At 63.8% G+C, this 17493-nt stretch carries 11 protein-coding genes; 5 read left to right on the top strand and 6 right to left on the bottom strand.

Annotated features, from left to right (window positions below):
- The first annotated feature begins 44 nt into the window (after nt 1–44).
- Nucleotides 45–968 (top strand): patatin-like phospholipase family protein, encoded by a 924-nt coding sequence (locus ISS97_RS00545; RefSeq protein ID WP_379987321.1) that lies wholly within the window; start codon nt 45–47, stop codon nt 966–968.
- 77 nt (nt 969–1045) lie between these two features.
- Nucleotides 1046–3076, top strand: a complete 2031-nt coding sequence (locus ISS97_RS00540) for a S9 family peptidase (RefSeq protein WP_379987322.1) — start codon at nt 1046–1048, stop codon at nt 3074–3076.
- 59 nt (nt 3077–3135) lie between these two features.
- On the opposite strand, the gene ISS97_RS00535 is transcribed toward ISS97_RS00540, so the two are convergent.
- The 3 genes from ISS97_RS00535 to ISS97_RS00525 form a co-directional block, all read right to left on the bottom strand.
- Entirely contained in the window at nt 3136–3924 is a 789-nt protein-coding gene (locus ISS97_RS00535; RefSeq protein ID WP_379987323.1) for a hypothetical protein, read from the bottom strand.
- A 107-nt stretch (nt 3925–4031) separates the two neighbouring features.
- The gene (locus tag ISS97_RS00530; protein ID WP_379987324.1) at nt 4032–5123 is read right to left on the bottom strand and encodes a PA0069 family radical SAM protein; all 1092 of its coding nucleotides are present in this window, start codon (nt 5121–5123) and stop codon (nt 4032–4034) included.
- A gap of 40 nt (nt 5124–5163) precedes the next feature.
- Complete coding sequence (locus ISS97_RS00525) at nt 5164–7374, bottom strand: hypothetical protein (RefSeq protein ID WP_379987325.1); 2211 nt, start codon at nt 7372–7374, stop codon at nt 5164–5166.
- 137 nt (nt 7375–7511) lie between these two features.
- Here ISS97_RS00525 and ISS97_RS00520 point away from each other — a divergent pair, with 137 nt between their 5' ends.
- Nucleotides 7512–7745: a hypothetical protein gene (locus tag ISS97_RS00520; RefSeq protein WP_379987326.1), complete on the top strand. Its 234-nt coding sequence runs from the start codon at nt 7512–7514 to the stop codon at nt 7743–7745.
- 53 nt (nt 7746–7798) lie between these two features.
- On the opposite strand, the gene ISS97_RS00515 is transcribed toward ISS97_RS00520, so the two are convergent.
- The gene (locus ISS97_RS00515; protein WP_379987327.1) at nt 7799–9457 is read right to left on the bottom strand and encodes an MFS transporter; all 1659 of its coding nucleotides are present in this window, start codon (nt 9455–9457) and stop codon (nt 7799–7801) included.
- A gap of 116 nt (nt 9458–9573) precedes the next feature.
- Complete coding sequence (locus ISS97_RS00510; protein WP_379987328.1) at nt 9574–11052, bottom strand: hypothetical protein; 1479 nt, start codon at nt 11050–11052, stop codon at nt 9574–9576.
- 220 nt (nt 11053–11272) lie between these two features.
- Here ISS97_RS00510 and acs point away from each other — a divergent pair, with 220 nt between their 5' ends.
- A complete protein-coding gene (acs, locus tag ISS97_RS00505; RefSeq protein ID WP_379987329.1) occupies nt 11273–13213 on the top strand; it encodes an acetate--CoA ligase in 1941 nt (646 codons plus the stop codon).
- A gap of 88 nt (nt 13214–13301) precedes the next feature.
- The gene (locus ISS97_RS00500) at nt 13302–13976 is read left to right on the top strand and encodes a response regulator transcription factor (protein ID WP_379987330.1); all 675 of its coding nucleotides are present in this window, start codon (nt 13302–13304) and stop codon (nt 13974–13976) included.
- A 9-nt stretch (nt 13977–13985) separates the two neighbouring features.
- Here ISS97_RS00500 and ISS97_RS00495 read toward each other — a convergent pair whose 3' ends face one another.
- Nucleotides 13986–17441 carry a PAS domain-containing hybrid sensor histidine kinase/response regulator gene (locus ISS97_RS00495; protein ID WP_379987331.1) on the bottom strand — a complete coding sequence of 1152 codons (3456 nt, stop codon included), beginning with the start codon at nt 17439–17441 and terminating at the stop codon, nt 13986–13988.
- Nucleotides 17442–17493 lie beyond the last annotated feature (52 nt).

Below are 17493 nucleotides of genomic sequence, written 5' to 3'. Positions count from 1 at the left end.
GGCCTTACACTCGCCCGCCATCCCAACCATTGTTGCTTGCCGCCATGCGCGCCACCCGCCTACTGCTGCCCCTGCTTGCCACCCTCGCGCTCAGCGCCTGCTTCGGCAGCAAGCCCACGCCGCCACCGGCGGTACCGATGGTGGTGGCACCCAAGCCGCGCATCGGGCTGGCACTGGGCGGCGGCGCCGCCAAGGGCTTCGCGCATATCGGCGTGATCAAGATGCTGGAAGCCAACGGCATCCATCCCGACGTGGTGGCCGGGACCAGCGCCGGCAGCGTGGTCGGCGCGCTGTACGCCAGCGGCATGGACCCGTTCCAGATGCAGGAGCAGGCTTTCGCGCTGGACGAGAGCAAGATCCGCGATGTCAGTTTGTTCTCCGGCTCCGGCGGTCTGGTGCAGGGACAGAAACTGCAGGACTACGTGAACCAGCTGGTCGGCAACCGCTCGATGGAGAAGCTCAAGCTGCCGTTCGCCGCGGTCTCCACGCAGCTGGAAGATGGCCATCGCACGGTGTTCGTGCGCGGCAATACCGGCCAGGCCGTGCGCGCCTCCAGCAGCATCCCCGGCGTGTTCCAGCCGGTGGAGATCAGCGGCAGACATTACGTCGACGGCGGCGTGGTGAGCCCGGTGCCGGTGGATGCGGCGCGTCAGCTCGGTGCCGACTTCGTGATCGCCGTGGATATCTCCAGCAAGGCCAGCGGCAGCAATCCCAACGGGATGCTCGGTGTGGTCGGCCAATCGATCAGCATCATGGGTCAGAAGCTGGGCGAGCAGGAACTGGCGCGCGCGGACACGGTGATCCGGCCGAAGGTCAACCAGATTGGCGCCACCGATTTCGAACAGAAGAACCAGGCCATTCTGGAAGGCGAGCGCGCTGCGATGGCCGCGATGCCGGCGATCAAGGCCAAGCTGGCGGCACTGGAAGCCGCCCGCAAAGCCCCGCCCGCGGCGGTCGCCACGCACTGAAATCGGCCATCCGCCTATGGATGGGGGCCAACCGGGCTGGTAGCGTTGATGGGTTAACCGAAGTATCGGAACCCTCCATGTTGAAAACCACCCGACTGCTGCTCCCTGTCCTGGCGATGGCCTTTGTGCCGATGGCCTTCGCCGACAAGGCGCCCGCAGATCCCCGCATTAGCGCGTTGCTGGCCGACCTGGCCAAGGTCCGCTCGATCAGCGCAACGCAGCTCTCGCCGGACGGCCAGCAGCTGGCCTGGGTGATCAGCACCGGGAACAAACTGGGCATCGAGGTGGCAAAGATCGATGGTAGCAATCCCCATCGCATCGGCAGCGCCGCACCAGGCACGTGCAGCTCCAGCGACATCGCCTGGTCGCCGGATTCGCAGCACCTCGCCTTTCTTTCCGATTGCGGCAACGCGAGTCGGCGCAAGGACATTTTCATTGCCGATACCCGCAGCAATGAAGCGCCGAAGAAGTTGGTGCCATTGCAGGGGTTGGCGCAGGACCTGACCTGGTCGCCCGATGGCCACACACTCGGCTTTCTGTACGTGGAGAACGCCACGCGCCGATCCAGCGCACTCGCGGCCGCGAAACCGGCAGCCGGCGAAATCGGCGTGGATGGAGTGGAAGTGCAGCGCGTCGCCGCCGTCGATGCCGCGGGCGGCGCGGTGCGTCTGCTCACACCGACCAGCCGTCATGTCTATGAATTCGCCTGGTCGCCGGATGCGCGGCGCATCGCTTATGTCGCCGCACCGCCGCCGGGCGACAACAATTGGTGGATCGCCAAACTGCTGATCCAGGATGCGCAGAGCGGCGCCAACGCCACGGTGACGGTCGATCCGGCGATCACCAAGGGCAGCCTGCACGGCCTGCAGATCGCGCTACCGCGCTGGTCGCCCGATGGCAGCCGCATCGCTTTCATCGGCGGCCTGATGAGCGACCAGGGCGCGACCGGCGGCGATATCTACAGCGTCGCTACCAGCGGCGGCGAGCCGGTCAACCTCACGCCGGGGACCCATGTCACGCCGGTGTGGCTGAGCTGGACCGGTGCGCAGCAACTACTGGTCAGCCAGATCCGCCATGGTCAGAGCGAAGTGGCGGAGTACGCCATCAGCGGCAACGCGGCCAAGCTGGGCCGCACCTTGTTCACCGTGCCGGCGAGCATCGGCGCGGGCGAGGAAGCGATGGCGCTTTCGGTGTCCGATGACCATTCGCGCGTCGCCTTCGTGCAGAGTTCGTTCGATGCCGCGCCTGAAGTGCACGCCGGTCCGCTGGGCAGCACGCCGCCACCGGCCGTCACGCATTTCAATGCCGCGCTCAAGCCTTCCTGGGGTCGTACCGAATCGGTGGAATGGGAAAACCAAGGCCTGCATGTGCAAGGCTGGCTGATCTATCCCGCCAACTACGATCCGGCCAAGACCTATCCGATGGTGGTGAATGTCCACGGCGGTCCGGCGAGCGCGGTGATTCCGCGTTGGCCCGGCGTGGGCTACGGCGGTGCGCCGTTCGCCGCGCTCGGCTATTTCGTGTTCATGCCCAATCCACGCGGCAGCTATGGCCAGGGCGAAGCCTTCGTGCAGGCCAACCGCAAGGACTTTGGCTACGGCGATCTGCGCGACACGCTTGCCGGCATCGATGCCATCGAGAAGAAACTGCCGGTGGACGACAAGCGCCTCGGCCTCACCGGTTGGAGCTATGGTGGCTTCATGAGCATGTTCGCGCCGACCCAGACCCAGCGCTTCAAGGCCGTGGTCGCCGGCGCCGGCATCGGCAATTGGCAGAGTTACTACGGGCAGAACCTGATCGACCAATGGATGCTGCCGTACTTCGGCGCCTCCGTTTACGACGACCCCGCGGCCTACGCCAAGAGCTCGGCGATCAACTTCATCAAGCAGGCCAAGACACCGACGCTCGTTGTCGTGGGCGACCGCGATGCGGAATGTCCGGCCGCGCAGTCGCTGGAGTTCTGGCACGCACTGCGCGCGCAGAACGTACCTACATCGCTGGTGATCTACCCCAACGAAGGCCATCGCTTCGTCGATCCGGCGCATCAGCGCGACGTACTGCAGAGTGCGCTGAACTGGTTCCAGAAGTATCTGCCGCCTTCGCCATAGTGTTGCCCGGCAAACCGCCTGCTACCGCTGAATGCGGAAGCAGGCGGAGCAAGACGCGCTCAGGAAATATCGTTCTCGAATGCTGCGGCGGCAAGCCCGCCGATCGTGGTCGAGGAGTCGCTCAGGAACATCTGCTCCCACCAGTGCAGCGTGTTCCATTGGTCCTCGACACCCTTGTACATGTACTCCTCTTGCAGCGACGAGTACTGCGACACCGGGCCAGGGCCGTTCTGCGGAATCTCGTTCTTTTTCTTCTTGTCGAGATACATGCCCACTTCGATGTCGGCAACCTGATTATTGTATTTCTGCGTCTCCCAGCGCGCGCGCAGGTAGTCCGCGGCGATCGCCAGATTCGAGTCGTAGAAATGCGACGGCGTCCAGCGCTGGTCACGCAGATCCTCGAACGCCTTCTGGATATCGCCGCCGTGGCGATCCATCGCCCCTTTGATGTAGGCGTCGATCTTGCTGCGGTCTTCAGGCGTCCACGTGGTGGCCTGCTGCCTGTAGTCGCCAATGGCGCCCTCGACCACTTCCTTGGTGATGGCCGGGTCGCGTTCGTGGCGGTCGAGGATCGACTTGCCGTAGCTGTCGACAAGCTGCTGGATGGTCGGCTCGCGTTCGGTCTTGTTACGGATGGGCAAGCCGGCGATCTGGTCGCCGATCTCGGCGTTGACGGCGGTTTCGATGGCCTGGCGATCCGCATTGATCACTGCCGGGCTCTCGTGATTGTTCACGTCGGTGGTGTACTTGGCGATGGCGGCGTCAGTCGTCGACACGTCGGATGAACCGCCGTCATCGATCGGGCGGAGATAGGCAAGACTGGAAACGGCGTTGAGCGGGGCGACCATGATCGGATACCTCATGGTAGGGGGATGGGCCTCCGACCATAGCCCCACGCCGTGCCGCGTACACCTAGGGCAAACCCCAGCTTCGCGCTAATCCCCAGCGCTTTCGCTTAGAACAATTGTCCCTGCGGCGACGTTTCGCGCGGCGGCACAAAGCGCGAGACATCCAGTTTCAGCTCACGCGCCCGGCCAAAGCCATGTTTGCGACACGCCACTTCAAAGCGCTTACGTAGCAGCTCTGCGAACACACCCTGCCCGCGCATGCGCGTGGCGAAGTTGCTGTCGTAGTCGCGGCCGCCGTTCATCTGCTGCACCAGGCTCATGACGTGATCGGCGCGCTGCGGTGCGTGCAGCGCCAGCCATTCGCGGAACAGCTGCTTGAGCTCGTAGGGAAGGCGCAGCACGGTGTAGCCCGCGCAGCGCGCGCCTGCATCCGCCGCCTGATCCAGCACGGCCTCCATATCGCGATCGTTGAGCGCGGGAATGATCGGCGCTACCAGCACGCCAACCGATATGCCCGCTTCCGCCAGTGCGCGGACAGCCTGGATGCGTCGGTGCGGTGCGCTGGCGCGCGGCTCCAGTTTCGCGGCGAGGTGGTTGTCCAGCGAGTTGACCGAAACGAACACTTGCACCAGGCCTTCGCGCGCCATCGGCGCGAGCAGGTCGATGTCGCGTTCCACCATGGCGTTCTTGGTGACGATGGTGCACGGATGGTGGCACTCGGCCAGAACCTCGAGCGCGGCGCGGGTGATGCGGTAGCGTTTTTCTATCGGTTGGTACGGATCGGTATTGCTGCCGATATTGATTGGCTTAGGTACGTAGTTGCGCTTGGACAACTCATGGCGCAGCACTTCGGCGAGATTGCTTTTCGCACGCAGCTTGGTTTCGAAATCCAGGCCCGGCGAGAGATTGAGATAGCTGTGCGACGGCCGCGCGAAGCAATAGATGCACCCGTGTTCGCAACCACGATAAGGGTTGAGTGCCTGCTCGAAGGCGATGTCCGGCGAGTCGTTGCGCGTGATCACACTGCGCGCGCGTTCCTCGGTGACGACGGTCTGCGGCCGGGGGCGTTCCTCGTCCAGCATGGCGTGCTGCCAGCCGTCGTCTTCCGCATGATGGCGGATGGTTTCGAAGCGGCCCTCCGGATTGGAGGCGGCACCGCGGCCCTTGAAGGCCTGCACGGGATAGGGGAATTCGGACATGAAGATAGTCTGCGCCGGGCATGTCTCAGTTGGCGCGACACTAGGAACCCGGTGGCCCCAACTGCTCATCCAATGCCTGCGTCATGCGCGCCAGCGGATAGTTCTGTTGCAGCTGTCGTCCCAGTTCCGTGAATACCGGCGGCGAAATGGTCCAGCCGAGCGGAATCGGATACTCGCCGGGGCACAGGCGGAAATGCCACAGCATGTCGCCGCCGGCGGGATCGCTGTCGCTGGTATGCAGCGTGCGCAGCAATTGCACGCGCGCGTAGTCGCCGCGCGCACTGCGTGTGTCCAGCAATGCCTTGACCGGCGCGGCGACTTCGCCGCTGAGGCTTGGATTCGATGTATCCGGTTTCTGGCAGGACGCCGAATACAACGGCAGTGGATGCCCGGGATCGTGTCGATCGATGAAGTCCGGCATTTCCGGGTCGTTGCTGATGTGCAGCACGATGAAGCGCAGCGACTGATGCCGCTGCTCCGCCACGGTGCGCAGCCGCGTCATCACTTCCAGCAAGGTGGTCGTACCCGAGTTTTCGAAGTAGCCGCCATCGACCAACTGCAGGCGCGTGGGGACGGGCGGCGTGACGCCCGGCGCCGGTGTGTTTTCCAACGTGCCGGCGGGACTGACGTAGGTGAAGCGCGCACTGTTGAGTACCGCCTCGCTCAGCGGCACGCGCGGATCGAGCCAGACAGAGCCGTCGAACGCGGCCGTCCATGGCTGCTGCTGCAACGAAGCCATCGGGCGGAACGGATGCTGGATGAAACGGCGTCCCTCGGCCACGGTGGTGCTATTGAGGAAGAGCGCTGGTATCGAAGTATCCGCACTGCCATCCGCATGCCGATAAAGATCGGCAAACGGCTGCGCCATCGCAGGCGCACCCTGCCGGCGTGCGGCGCGTTCCCAGGCGCGGGTCAGTGCGCGCGAACGGTCGTCGAACCATGCACCCGGCAACCAGCGCTGCGTGAAGTCCACGAAGAACATGTTGGCGAGGGTCGGTGCGAGGAAGTCGTGGCTCAATAGCTGTCCCGTGCGCGCTTCCATCGATCCGCCCGGCTGACGCAGCAGCGCCGCATAAGTCGCCAGGCCAAGACTGCCGCCGGATACACCGCTGCCTGCGAACAGATAGCGCGCGAACGTGGACTCGTTTGAACCGGATGGCCTGACCTGTTCGGTCAGCCGCGCAAGCACCAATGCCGTCCACGCCGCGCCGCGAATGCCGCCGCCTTCCGCGGAGACCACGATCACCGGACACGTCGGACGGTTGGCGCAACGATCCTCCAGCCACGCGTTTGCATAGGCTTCGAAGCTGGGCCGCGACTCCACCGGTGCTGCGGCCGGCGCCTGATGCGTACTCATCGCCGGGTACTGCCGCACGCGGTGGTTGTCGTTGAGATGCAGCACATGAAACAGGCCGCTGGCCAGCAGCAAGGTACTCAGCAAAGGCCATCCGCGCCGATCGGCGAACATGCACAGCAGTCCGCCGCTGAAACAGAAGAAAGCCGCCGCGATCAGCAGGATCGCCAGTGGGCCGATACCGTCCAGCGCTTCGGGCCACCATGCGATCAGCACGGTGGCGACGATGTTCAGCGCGATGACGGCCATATACCAGCGCAGTACCGGAGCACCCAGCTCTCGCACGCGCGTCAATCGCTGCTCGCTCGAAGGCTGCAGACATACCGGTTTGGCTTCGCGCGACGGCAATGCATTCAACAGACGGCGGCGCGTGACGAAGAACGCCACCATCAACAGGGATTCGATCAGCAGACCGACCGCGCGCCAGACGCGCTGCTGGCAGTCCGCCGTGACCCCGCACGGCCCGTGCGGCACGGTGTTCAAGGACACCACGTAACCAAGCAGCACCAGCAACGGAATCGCCGCGCCGAATAGCCGCGGCAGCCAGTTGCGCAAGCCTTCACCGCGCGGATCCTGGAGGGCCGGCCAGCGCGGATAGATCAGCCGGTACGCATTGCGCGCGCCGTACCAGATCGCCATGCCTGCCACGGCGCTGCTTGCCAGCAACCCCAGGTAGCGGCCGGTGCTGGGGTCGGTCCAGACCGCGATGAGGAACAGCTCCGCCACCTGATCCACCCCGAGCGCCATGATGGCGCCGAAGGCGATGATCAGCAGAGATACCCGTACCGGCTTGAGATGGTCGAGCAGCAACGCAAAGGCAGTGATGCACCAGCGCACGGCGCGCCATAACCAGCCGGCCGGGGTGGATGTATCGGGCGAGCGGGAGGTTTCCTGCATCGGCGAGTCCCTTATCCGGTCGCGCGATCTTACGCCGCCATGTCGTATGAGGTTTGTGCAGAATCCGGCAATACGGCGGTTCCGGAACGGCTTATGATCCGCTCCGTTCCGTCGTCCAACCGTATTGCGAGGCACCCATGCGTTGGCTGTTTCTGACCGGCACCCTATTCGCACTGATCCTGTGTTTCACCCGGCATAGCGGCGGCGCCATGGGTTGGTGGCTGCTCGTCAGCGTCATAGGAGCATTTGCGACCGTGCTGGCTTTCGCCGATTCACGGATCAACGCGGGCTCGCGAAGCGAAACGCTGTCGGAATACGACATGCGCCAGCTGCGCGAAGGCAAGCCGCCGTTGAACGATCAGCACCGCTAAAAAACAAAACGCAGCCGAAGCTGCGTTTTGTCGCGGACCTGTCGGCCACAGTGTCACTGTCGGATATTCACATCCTTGGTTTCGCGCAGGAACAGCAGGCCGATAAAGAACGTGCCGATGGCGACAATGATCGGGTACCACAACCCGTAGTAGATATCGCCCTTCCACGCGACCAGCATGAAGCCGATGGTGGGCACGAAACCGCCGAACCAGCCGTTGCCGATGTGATACGGCAGGCTCATCGAGGTGTAGCGGATACGGGTGGGGAACATTTCCACCAGCCACGCGGCAATGGGGCCGTAGACCATAGTGACGTAGAGCACCAGGATCGCCAGCAGCACGACCAGCATCGGGTAGTTCGACTGGGCAGGGTCGGCCTTCTCCGGGTAGCCGGCTTCCTTCAAGGCGGCGCTCACAGTGGCGCCGAAGGTCTTGCTCTGGGCTGCAAACGCGGCGCTATCGAGCGCACCACCTTCAAACGAATCGAGCACGCGGTCGCCGACTTTCACCTGGGCAACGGTGCCGATCGGCGCGGCTTCGTTCTTGTACGGAATACCCCGCTTCGCCAAGATGGTTTTCGCAACGTCGCAGGAGCTGGTGAATTTGCTCTTGCCCACCGGATCGAACTGGAAGCTGCACTTGTTCGGATCGGCGATTACCGTGACCGCCGCCGTCGCGGCGGCGCTCTCGATCGCCGGATTACCGAAGTGGGTGATGCCTTTGAAGATCGGGAAGTAGGTGAGTGCCGCGATCAGGCAGCCGGCGAGCACGATCGGTTTGCGGCCGATGCGATCCGACAGCCAGCCGAAGAACACGAAGAACGGCGTGCCGATCAGGAGCGCGGCGGCGATCAGCAGGTTCGCCGTAGTAGCGTCGATCTTCAGGCTCTGCGTGAGGAAGTACAGCGCGTAGAACTGGCCCGTGTACCACACCACCGCCTGACCGGCGGTGGCACCGAGCAGGGCGAGAATTACCAGCTTGAGGTTCTTCCACTGGCCGAAGGCTTCAGTCAACGGCGCCTTGGACTGCTTACCCTCAGCCTTCATCTGCTGGAACACCGGCGATTCCTGCAGCTGCATGCGGATGTACACCGACACCGCCACCAGCACCGAAGAAATCAGGAAGGGAATGCGCCAGCCCCATGCCTCGAAGCTCGCATCGCCCAGGCTCAGTCGCGTACCCAGGATCACCAGCAGCGACAGGAACAGTCCGAAGGTCGCCGTGATCTGGATGAAGCTGGTGTACAGGCCACGCTTGCCCTCTGGCGCATGCTCGGCCACGTAGGTTGCCGCGCCGCCGTATTCGCCACCGAGCGCGAGTCCCTGCAGCAGGCGCAACGCGATCAGCAGCACCGGCGCAATCATGCCTACCGATGCGTAGCTGGGCAGCACGCCGACCAGGAAGGTCGACAAGCCCATGATGATGATGGTGATCAGGAAGGTGTATTTGCGGCCGATCAAATCGCCCAGCCGGCCGAACACGATGGCGCCGAACGGACGCACCGCAAAACCCGCGGCAAACGCCAGCAGCGCAAAGATGAAACCGCTGGTTTCGTTGAGGCCCGAGAAGAAGTGCTTGCCGATCAGTACGGCGAGCGAACCGTACAAATAGAAGTCATACCACTCGAAGACAGTGCCGAGGCTGGAGGCCAGCACGACCCTTCGGTGGCTGACGTCGAGCGAGCCGCGGGCGTCCGTTGCAGTTGTAGCCATGATGCTCCCCTACTGATGGTGAGACTGCCTGACGCCGGCAAAGGCGTGCGCGGCAGGAGACGCGCTCGTCCCTGAAACGAAAAGCGGCGGCACACCCCGTGTACCGCCGCGTTAACTCAGAACTTGTACAGCGCGTTGAGACTGACCTGGTTGCCGTTGAGGCTCTTGCGCTCGCCGGTAGGGCCGGTCTGGTAATTGAGGACGTCGTACATCCATTCGATGCCCAGTTCGTAGGCGCCGGATGCGTACTGCAGGCTCAGTGCCGCCTGCTGGTCCTTCAGCAAAGCATTGGAGGTCGGCGTGGTGGCGACCCAGCGCACCACGTCGTTGCGGTTCGGTTTGGTCAGTGAGTAGAACGCGTTGACGCTCCACTTCGGCGTGAAGTTGTAGCCCGCCTGCAGGAAACCGCCCGTCTCGCTGATGTCGCCGAACTGCGACATGGCGCCGAAGATCTGGCCCAGGGCGTTGCCCGCATAGACCAGGCCCTTGAACGTCCAGGGTCCGGGCTTCCACTGGCCGCCCACTTCGTAGCCGACGCTCTTGATGCTGTCCTTGATCGGCGTCGGGAAGGAGTTGTTCACGCCCTTGAGATCGAGCGAGGCATAGTGCGCCACGAAGTACGCCAGCCAGTTCTTGTCCGCCACACGCAGGCGCGCTTCGACCTGCGGCTGGAAGTGTGCATTGCCGGCGGTCAGGTAGTTGATGGTGTTGGTGCCGCCGGTGGGATTCGGGCCGCTCCAGTTACCCTCGAACGCACCGACATCCAACCGCCACTTAGGACCGTCGGAACCGTGATTGAGATCCTGCATCCACACCACGCCCGGATAGCGCCAGCCGATTAAGCCGGAACCGAAGCCCAGCGGGAAGGCGATGTGCGAGAGCGAGGTGGGTACGTTCTCCAGCGGGAACATCAGATCCCACTGCTGGCCGATGCGAATGGTACTGCCCGTGTTCGGGTTGGTCAGGTCCATATAGGCTTGGCGCAGGCGCGGGATGGGCTGCTGCTGCGCATAGGCGCCGGTGCCGTTGAAGCCACCGAAGAAGTCCATCTCTATACGACCGCCGCCGCCCCAGTTCTCGTTGAACTTGGCGCCGGTGAAGTCGAGCCAGAAACGCGTATTGCGCACATCGACACCGCTGAGGGAGCCGGAGTTGGCCTTGGCCGGTACGGCGGGCACCTCGGCGTTCTGGCCGTTGCCGTAGGTGAAGGTCTTGTCCTGGCCAAATGCGGTGGCATTGATGAAGCCATGGAACGCGACGGACACGCCCGGCGCAGTGGTGAACGTGGGCTTGGCTTCCACGGCCGTCTTAGCCGCCGCTACCTTGACGGAGGTCGCTTCGGCGGTGGCCTGAGCGGTTTGAGCCGTTTGGGTGGCCTGTGTGGTGGCCGCCTTCTGCTCCTGGATCATGCTCTTGAGTTCGGCCAGCTCCTGTTCCAGCTGGGTCACGCGTGATTCGAGCTGCTTCTCGCGAGTGCTCTGCGTTGCCGTTGTCTTGGTTTTTTGCGCGGCGTGGGCACCCATGGGCAGCGCCAATGCCGCGGCGACGCCCAGAACGATCGCCGTGTGGCGATTACCGAAACGTGTGTGGACCATGGTCTTGCCTCCCCAGGCTATAGCCTCGGCGGAGCATGGTGATGCTGCGTTGCGGACGCCTATTCCCCATTGGTCGAACCTCGACCAAAGTCGAAGCGCGGCCTCCGCATCGGGTTTGCCGGGCTTTCGCTACACTCGGTGGTCACGTCGCCTGGCAAAGGGTTTTGCCGCGGCATTCAACGACCACGGCAGCCGGATGGCCGGCCAGCAGGAGCCCACCATGTCCAAGCTCTACCCCGTCAAGCCCGAGTTCGCCGCCAAGGCGCATGTCCGCAAGGACGATTACGAACGGCTGTATGCGGAATCCGTCCGTGATCCGGAAGCCTTCTGGGGTGGCATCGGTAAGCGGCTGGACTGGAGCAAGGCGCCGAGCAAGATCAAGAATGTCTCCTTCAATCCCAGGGACCTGCATATCCGCTGGTACGAGGATGGCGAGCTCAACGTCTCCGCCAATTGCCTGGACCGGCACCTGGCCACGCGGGGCGACAAGACCGCGATCATTTTCGAGGGTGACGACCCGGGCGAATCGCGCCACATCACTTATCGCCAGCTGCACGCGGAAGTGTGCAAGTTCGCCAACACGCTGAAGAACCTCGGCGTGACCAAGGGCGATCGCGTGGCCATCTATATGCCGATGATCCCGGAAGCGGCGGTGGCGATGCTGGCCTGCGCGCGCATCGGCGCGGTCCACTCGGTCGTGTTCGGCGGTTTCTCGCCGGATTCGCTGGCCGGCCGCATCGCCGACTCCACGGCCAGAGTCGTGGTGACTGCCGACGAAGGTTTGCGCGGCGGCAAGAAGATCCCGCTCAAGACCAACGTGGACGCGGCCCTGGAGCGCCCCGGCACCAACAGCGTGGAAACCGTGATCGTGGTGCGCCGCACCGGCAGCGCCGTACCGATGCAGTCGCCACGCGACCGCTACTACCACACGCTGATGGAAGGCCAGTCGGCCGACTGCCCGCCCACGCCGGTGGAAGCCGAGCACCCGTTGTTCATCCTCTACACCTCTGGTTCCACCGGCAAGCCGAAGGGTGTGTTGCACACCTCGGGCGGCTATCTGGTCTACGCCAGCTACACGCACGAGCTGGTGTTCGACCTGCGCGAGGACGATGTGTACTGGTGCACCGCCGACGTGGGCTGGGTCACCGGCCATAGCTATGTGGTGTACGGCCCTCTGGCGAACGGCGCGACCACGGTGATGTTCGATGGCGTGCCGAACTATCCGGACACCAGCCGTTTCTGGCAGGTGGTGGACAAGCACAAGGTCTCGCTGTTCTACACCGCGCCCACCGCGATCCGCGCGCTGATGCGCGAAGGCGAGGCACCGGTGAAGAAGTGCTCGCGCGCCAGCCTGCGCCTGCTCGGTTCGGTCGGTGAGCCGATCAACCCGGAAGCATGGGAGTGGTACTACCGCGTGGTGGGCGATGAGCGTTGTCCCATCGTGGATACCTGGTGGCAGACCGAAACCGGCGGCATTCTGATCACGCCGCTGGCCGGCGCCATCGATGCCAAGCCCGGCTCCGCCACCAAGCCATTCTTCGGCATCAAGCCGGCGGTGGTCGATGCCGGTGGCGCGGTGCTGGAAGGCGCTACCGAAGGCAATCTGGTCATCACCGATTCCTGGCCGGGCCAGATGCGCACGGTCTACGGCGATCACCAGCGTTTTATCGAGACTTATTTCACCGCCTACCCCGGCAACTACTTCACTGGCGACGGTGTGCGTCGCGACGAAGATGGTTACTACTGGATCACGGGTCGCGTGGATGACGTGATCAATGTCAGCGGCCATCGCATCGGCACTGCCGAGGTGGAGAGTGCGCTGGTGGCGCATCCGAAAGTCGCCGAAGCCGCGGTGGTCGGTTGCCCGCATGAGATCAAGGGCCAGGGCATCTATGCCTATGTCACGCTGATCGCCGGCGAGCAAGGCAGCGACGAGTTGCGCAAGGAGTTGATCGCGTGGGTGCGCAAGGAAATCGGTCCGATCGCCACGCCGGATTATCTGCAGTGGGCGCCGGGTCTGCCGAAGACGCGCTCGGGCAAGATCATGCGCCGTATCCTGCGCAAGATTGGCGAGAACCTGCCTGACCAGCTTGGTGACATTTCAACGCTCGCCGATCCGGGTGTGGTGAAGAACCTGGTCGACGAACGCCTGATCAAGTGATCACACGTAGGAGCGCACCCTGTGCGCGATGCTCTTCGCACGCCGGTCGCGCAAAAGGTGCGCTCCTACCTCCAACTCGAAGGCTTCCATGTCTGATGTACTGATCGCCGACGACCACCCACTGTTCCGCGACGCCCTGCAACGCGCGGTACTCAGTGCGTTGCCGCAGGCGAAGGTGCATTGCGCGGACAGCGTGCACAGCCTGCTGGCTCTGGTGGAGCAATACCCCGAAGCCGACTTGCTGCTGCTCGACCTGCATATGCCGGGTGCGCGCGGCTACTCCGCGCTCGCGCATATTCGCGGCCAGTATCCGGGGCTGCCCACCATCGTAGTGTCGGGTCATGAGGAGGCGCAGGTGGCGCGGCGCGCACTTGCCCACGGCGCTCTGGCGTATATCCCGAAATCGAGTTCCAGCGACGAGATCGTGCAGGCCATACGCACCGTGCTCGATGGCGACGTCTGGTTGCCCCATGCCTTGATCGGCGATGGCGGTACCGGGCTCAAAGCGGATGAAGAGGAAATCGCCGCGCGCGTGGCGTCGCTGACGCCGCAGCAATTCCGCGTATTGACCATGATCGCGGAAGGCCTGCTCAACAAGCAGATCGCCTATGACCTCGGCGTATCCGAGGCTACGGTGAAAGCGCATATGACCGCGATCATGCGCAAGCTCGGTGTGAACAACCGCACGCAGGTCGCGCTTGCCGCCAGTCAGCTCGCGGTCGATCCCACCGCATTGCAACCGTTGCCCGACGACGAAGACTAAGAAGCGCTTCTATGCGGTGGTTTGCTTGCGCAGGCGCGCGGAGAGCAGTGCACGCAATGCGGCCGGCCGAACCGGTTTGTGCAGCAGGGGATAGCCGAGCAACCGCGCGCGCTGCTTCAATTCGCTGCTGCCGTCTGCGGTGATCATTGCTACTGGCGGCAACTCGCCGACCACGCCGCGCAAGTACTGCAGAGCCTGCAGACCATTCATGTCGTCGCTGAGATGGTAGTCGGCAAGGATGAGGTCGATGCCGCCTTTCTTCAGCTCGTCCTGTGCCTGCTGAACATCCAGCGCGAGGCGGCAGTCGACGCCCCAGCGTTGCAACAACGCGCGCATGCCATCGAGGATCGCTGCATCGTTGTCCAGGCAAAGCACGACGAGCGGAAGTTGCTCGGTCGATGCCGGCGGGGTGACAGTGCGACGCCGCGGCGCCACGGCCGCCACGCGCGGAGCGACGACGGCGAAGCGGCTGCCGCGTCCGACGCGCGACTCGAGCTCCAGGCGATGATTGAGAATGTGCGCGATGCGATCGCAGATTGAAAGACCCAGGCCAAGGCCCTTCTCGCCCCAGGGCGATGGACGATCCAGGCGCTGGAATTCATCGAAGATCCGCGCGCGCTGTTCCTCGGCGATGCCTGGACCGGTATCCCATACTTCGATACGCACTTCATCTCCAACACGGCGTGCTCCGAGCAAAACACCACCATGCTGGGTATAGCGCAGCGCGTTGGAGACAAAGTTTTGCAGGATGCGGCGCAGCAGTTGCGGATCGCTACGTACGGCGAGCTTGGTTGGGGTGATGCGCAGATTCAGGTCGCGTTTTTCAGCCACGACCGCGAACTGTGCTTTGAGTGAGTCGAACAGATCGGAGAGCGCGAAGCTTCCGATATCAGGGCGATAGCTGCCCGTATCGAGACGCGATGTGTCGAGCAACGCATCCAGCAGATCTTCGGCTGCGCGGAACGAAGCGTCGATGCGTTCTGCCAGCTGTCCGGCTTCCTGATCCAGGCCGGGATGCTGCCGTAGTGCCGAGGTGAACAATCGTGCTGCGTTCAGCGGCTGCAGGAGATCGTGGCTTGCCGCGGCAAGGAAGCGCGTCTTGGAAACGTTGGCGGCTTCCGCCTCGCGCCGGGCATGCGCGGTGGCAGTAAGGGCTTCACTCAGTTCGGCCGTGCGTTGATCGACGCGTTGTTCCAGCGTTTCATTAGCTTCGATCAGCGCCTGTTCGGCGTGTTTGTACGCGGTCACATCGGTGTACGTGGTGACGTAGCCGCCGCCTGGCAGCGCGCGGCCACGCATTTCGATGACCGTGCCATCGGGGCGGATGCGCTGGAACAGATGCGGTGAACCGGCGCGCATGTAGCCGATGCGCTTGGCCACGTGCGCCTCGACTTCGCCCGGGCCGCATTCACCGTGTTCGGCGTTCCAGCGGATCAGGTCGGCGACCGGCACGCCAACGTAGACCATGCCATCGGGATAATCGAACAGTTCCAGATAGCGGCGGTTCCACGCCACAAGACGCATGCCTGCATCCACCACACTGATGCCCTGCGAGACGTTTTCGAGTGTGGTGGAGAGCAGTTCGCGGTTGAAGCGCAACTCCTGCGAGGCCTCGTCCATCAAGGCCATCGCTTCGGCGATATCCAGCCCCGAGCCGGATAGCGCACCCATCAGGATACGCCGGGCGCTCGCTGCACCCACTGCCGAAGCAAGCAGGCGCTCGGTGTATTGAATCATTGCGCGGTCGGCCGATTCACCGGGCTGCAGCGGACTTCCCCTGCGCTCACCGTACTCCTCAAAGGCGCGTTGACTGCTGCGTTCTCCCACGATGCGTTCGGCGATGGTACGCAGATCACCGACCATGACGCGGCCGCGCCAGTCACTGGCACCGCTGCGATCCACCGCATAGGGCTCGATGAACATCGCGGCGTGCAGGCGTTCTTCCAAGCTGGGACGGAAACGCAGCGAGATGAAGAGGAGGCAGCCCACATTCGCCAGCAGGGACCAGAAGGTGCCATGCATGACCGGATCCCAGCCGCTCAGATGAAACAGCGCCTGCGGCCTCAGCCAACTCAGACTCAGCGGCCCATCCTGCAGCCAGCCTGCGGTGGGTCGCATGGCGGGCAGCAGCAGGGTGTAGGCCCACACGCCGAAACCCACGAGCAAACCCGTGGCTACGCCGCGGCGACTGGCACCGCGCCAGTACAGCGCCGAGACGATAGCAGGCGCGAACTGCGCGACAGCGGCGAAGGCGAGCAAGCCCGTTGCCGCGAGATTCGCGGTATCCGCCACGACTCGGTAGTAGATGTAGGCCATGCAGGCCAGGGCGACGATGGCGATGCGGCGAACCAGCAGTACCAGCTGCGAGAGGTCGCTGCGCTGCTCCAGCCGCAACCGATGAATACGCAACAGCGCCGGCATGACCAGGTCGTTGCTGATCATCGTAGACAGCGCGACGGATGCGACGATCACCATGCCGGTCGCCGCGGAGAAGCCGCCGATGAAAGCGATGAGCGCCATGCCGCTATCGCCATGGGCCAATGGCAGGTTCAGCACCCACGCATCGGCGTTGCCATTCGCCACTGTGGGCACGTGCAAGCCTGCAGCGACGATGGGTATCACCGCCACGCTGACGATCAGCATGTAGAGGGGAAACATCCAGCGGGCGCGGTATAGGTCGTTCGGATCCTCGCACTCCACTACGCCGATCTGGAATTGCCGCGGCAGACAGAACATGGCGCAGAACGCGAGCAGCGTCTGCGCAAGGAAGCCAGGGGAGATACCTTGTGCGTACTGTTTCACCGGTAGCTGCACGGTGGCTTCGATACCCGGTCCGTGCCAGAGCGCATAGATGGCCAGAGCGACAAAGGTAGCCAGCTTGATCAGCGATTCGAGCGCGATCGCCAGCATCATGCCGTGATGGTGTTCGGTCGCGTCGATGGTGCGCGTACCGAACAGAATCGCGAATGTCGCCAGCAAAATCGCGCACCACATCGCGCTGTCGCCGAATTGCGCGGCGCCACCGCCCAGCGCGGCATACGACATGGATACGGCTTTGAACTGCAAGGCCAGATACGGCACCACCGCGATCACGGCGATCAATGCCACCGCAGCTGCCAGACCATGTGATTTGCCAAAACGCGCGCCGATGAAGTCCGCAATCGACGTGATATTGCGTTGCCGCGCTATCAACGTCAGGCGACGCATCAGGCCGAAGCCGAATACGAACAGCAGCGCCGGACCGAGATAGATCGGCAGGTAGGCGAGGCCTTCGCGCGCTGCCGTGCCCACGGCGCCATAGAACGTCCAGGAGGAGCAGTACACCGCCAGCGCAAGGCTGTAGACGATCGGACGCAAGCGGGGTTGTCGCGGGTACAGCGGTCGCCGGTCGCCGGCGTAGGCCACTACGAACAACAGGCCTACGTAGAGCAGCGACACGAGCAGCAACAGCCAGCCGGCGATCAAATGCGGTTCTCCCGTAATGGGCGTTCCCTCGCGTCTCGTCTTGCCCGCAAGC

It is taken from the genome of Dyella koreensis (genome assembly GCF_044904565.1).
Classification (GTDB): Bacteria; Pseudomonadota; Gammaproteobacteria; order Xanthomonadales; family Rhodanobacteraceae; genus Dyella_D; species Dyella_D koreensis.
The sequence above is the reverse complement of the archived record's forward strand: the minus strand, read 5'-3'. Positions and strand labels throughout refer to the sequence as shown.

Excerpts from the sequence above, each read along its gene's own strand:
- ISS97_RS00545 (WP_379987321.1), top strand. The coding sequence starts at position 45 with ATGCGCGCCACCCGCCTACTGCTGCCCCTGCTTGCCACCCTCGCGCTC.
- ISS97_RS00540 (WP_379987322.1), top strand. The coding sequence starts at position 1,046 with ATGTTGAAAACCACCCGACTGCTGCTCCCTGTCCTGGCGATGGCCTTT.
- ISS97_RS00535 (WP_379987323.1), bottom strand. The coding sequence starts at position 3,924 with ATGGTCGCCCCGCTCAACGCCGTTTCCAGTCTTGCCTATCTCCGCCCG.
- ISS97_RS00530 (WP_379987324.1), bottom strand. The coding sequence starts at position 5,123 with ATGTCCGAATTCCCCTATCCCGTGCAGGCCTTCAAGGGCCGCGGTGCC.
- ISS97_RS00525 (WP_379987325.1), bottom strand. The coding sequence starts at position 7,374 with ATGCAGGAAACCTCCCGCTCGCCCGATACATCCACCCCGGCCGGCTGG.
- ISS97_RS00520 (WP_379987326.1), top strand. The coding sequence starts at position 7,512 with ATGCGTTGGCTGTTTCTGACCGGCACCCTATTCGCACTGATCCTGTGT.
- ISS97_RS00515 (WP_379987327.1), bottom strand. The coding sequence starts at position 9,457 with ATGGCTACAACTGCAACGGACGCCCGCGGCTCGCTCGACGTCAGCCAC.
- ISS97_RS00510 (WP_379987328.1), bottom strand. The coding sequence starts at position 11,052 with ATGGTCCACACACGTTTCGGTAATCGCCACACGGCGATCGTTCTGGGC.
- acs (WP_379987329.1), top strand. The coding sequence starts at position 11,273 with ATGTCCAAGCTCTACCCCGTCAAGCCCGAGTTCGCCGCCAAGGCGCAT.
- ISS97_RS00500 (WP_379987330.1), top strand. The coding sequence starts at position 13,302 with ATGTCTGATGTACTGATCGCCGACGACCACCCACTGTTCCGCGACGCC.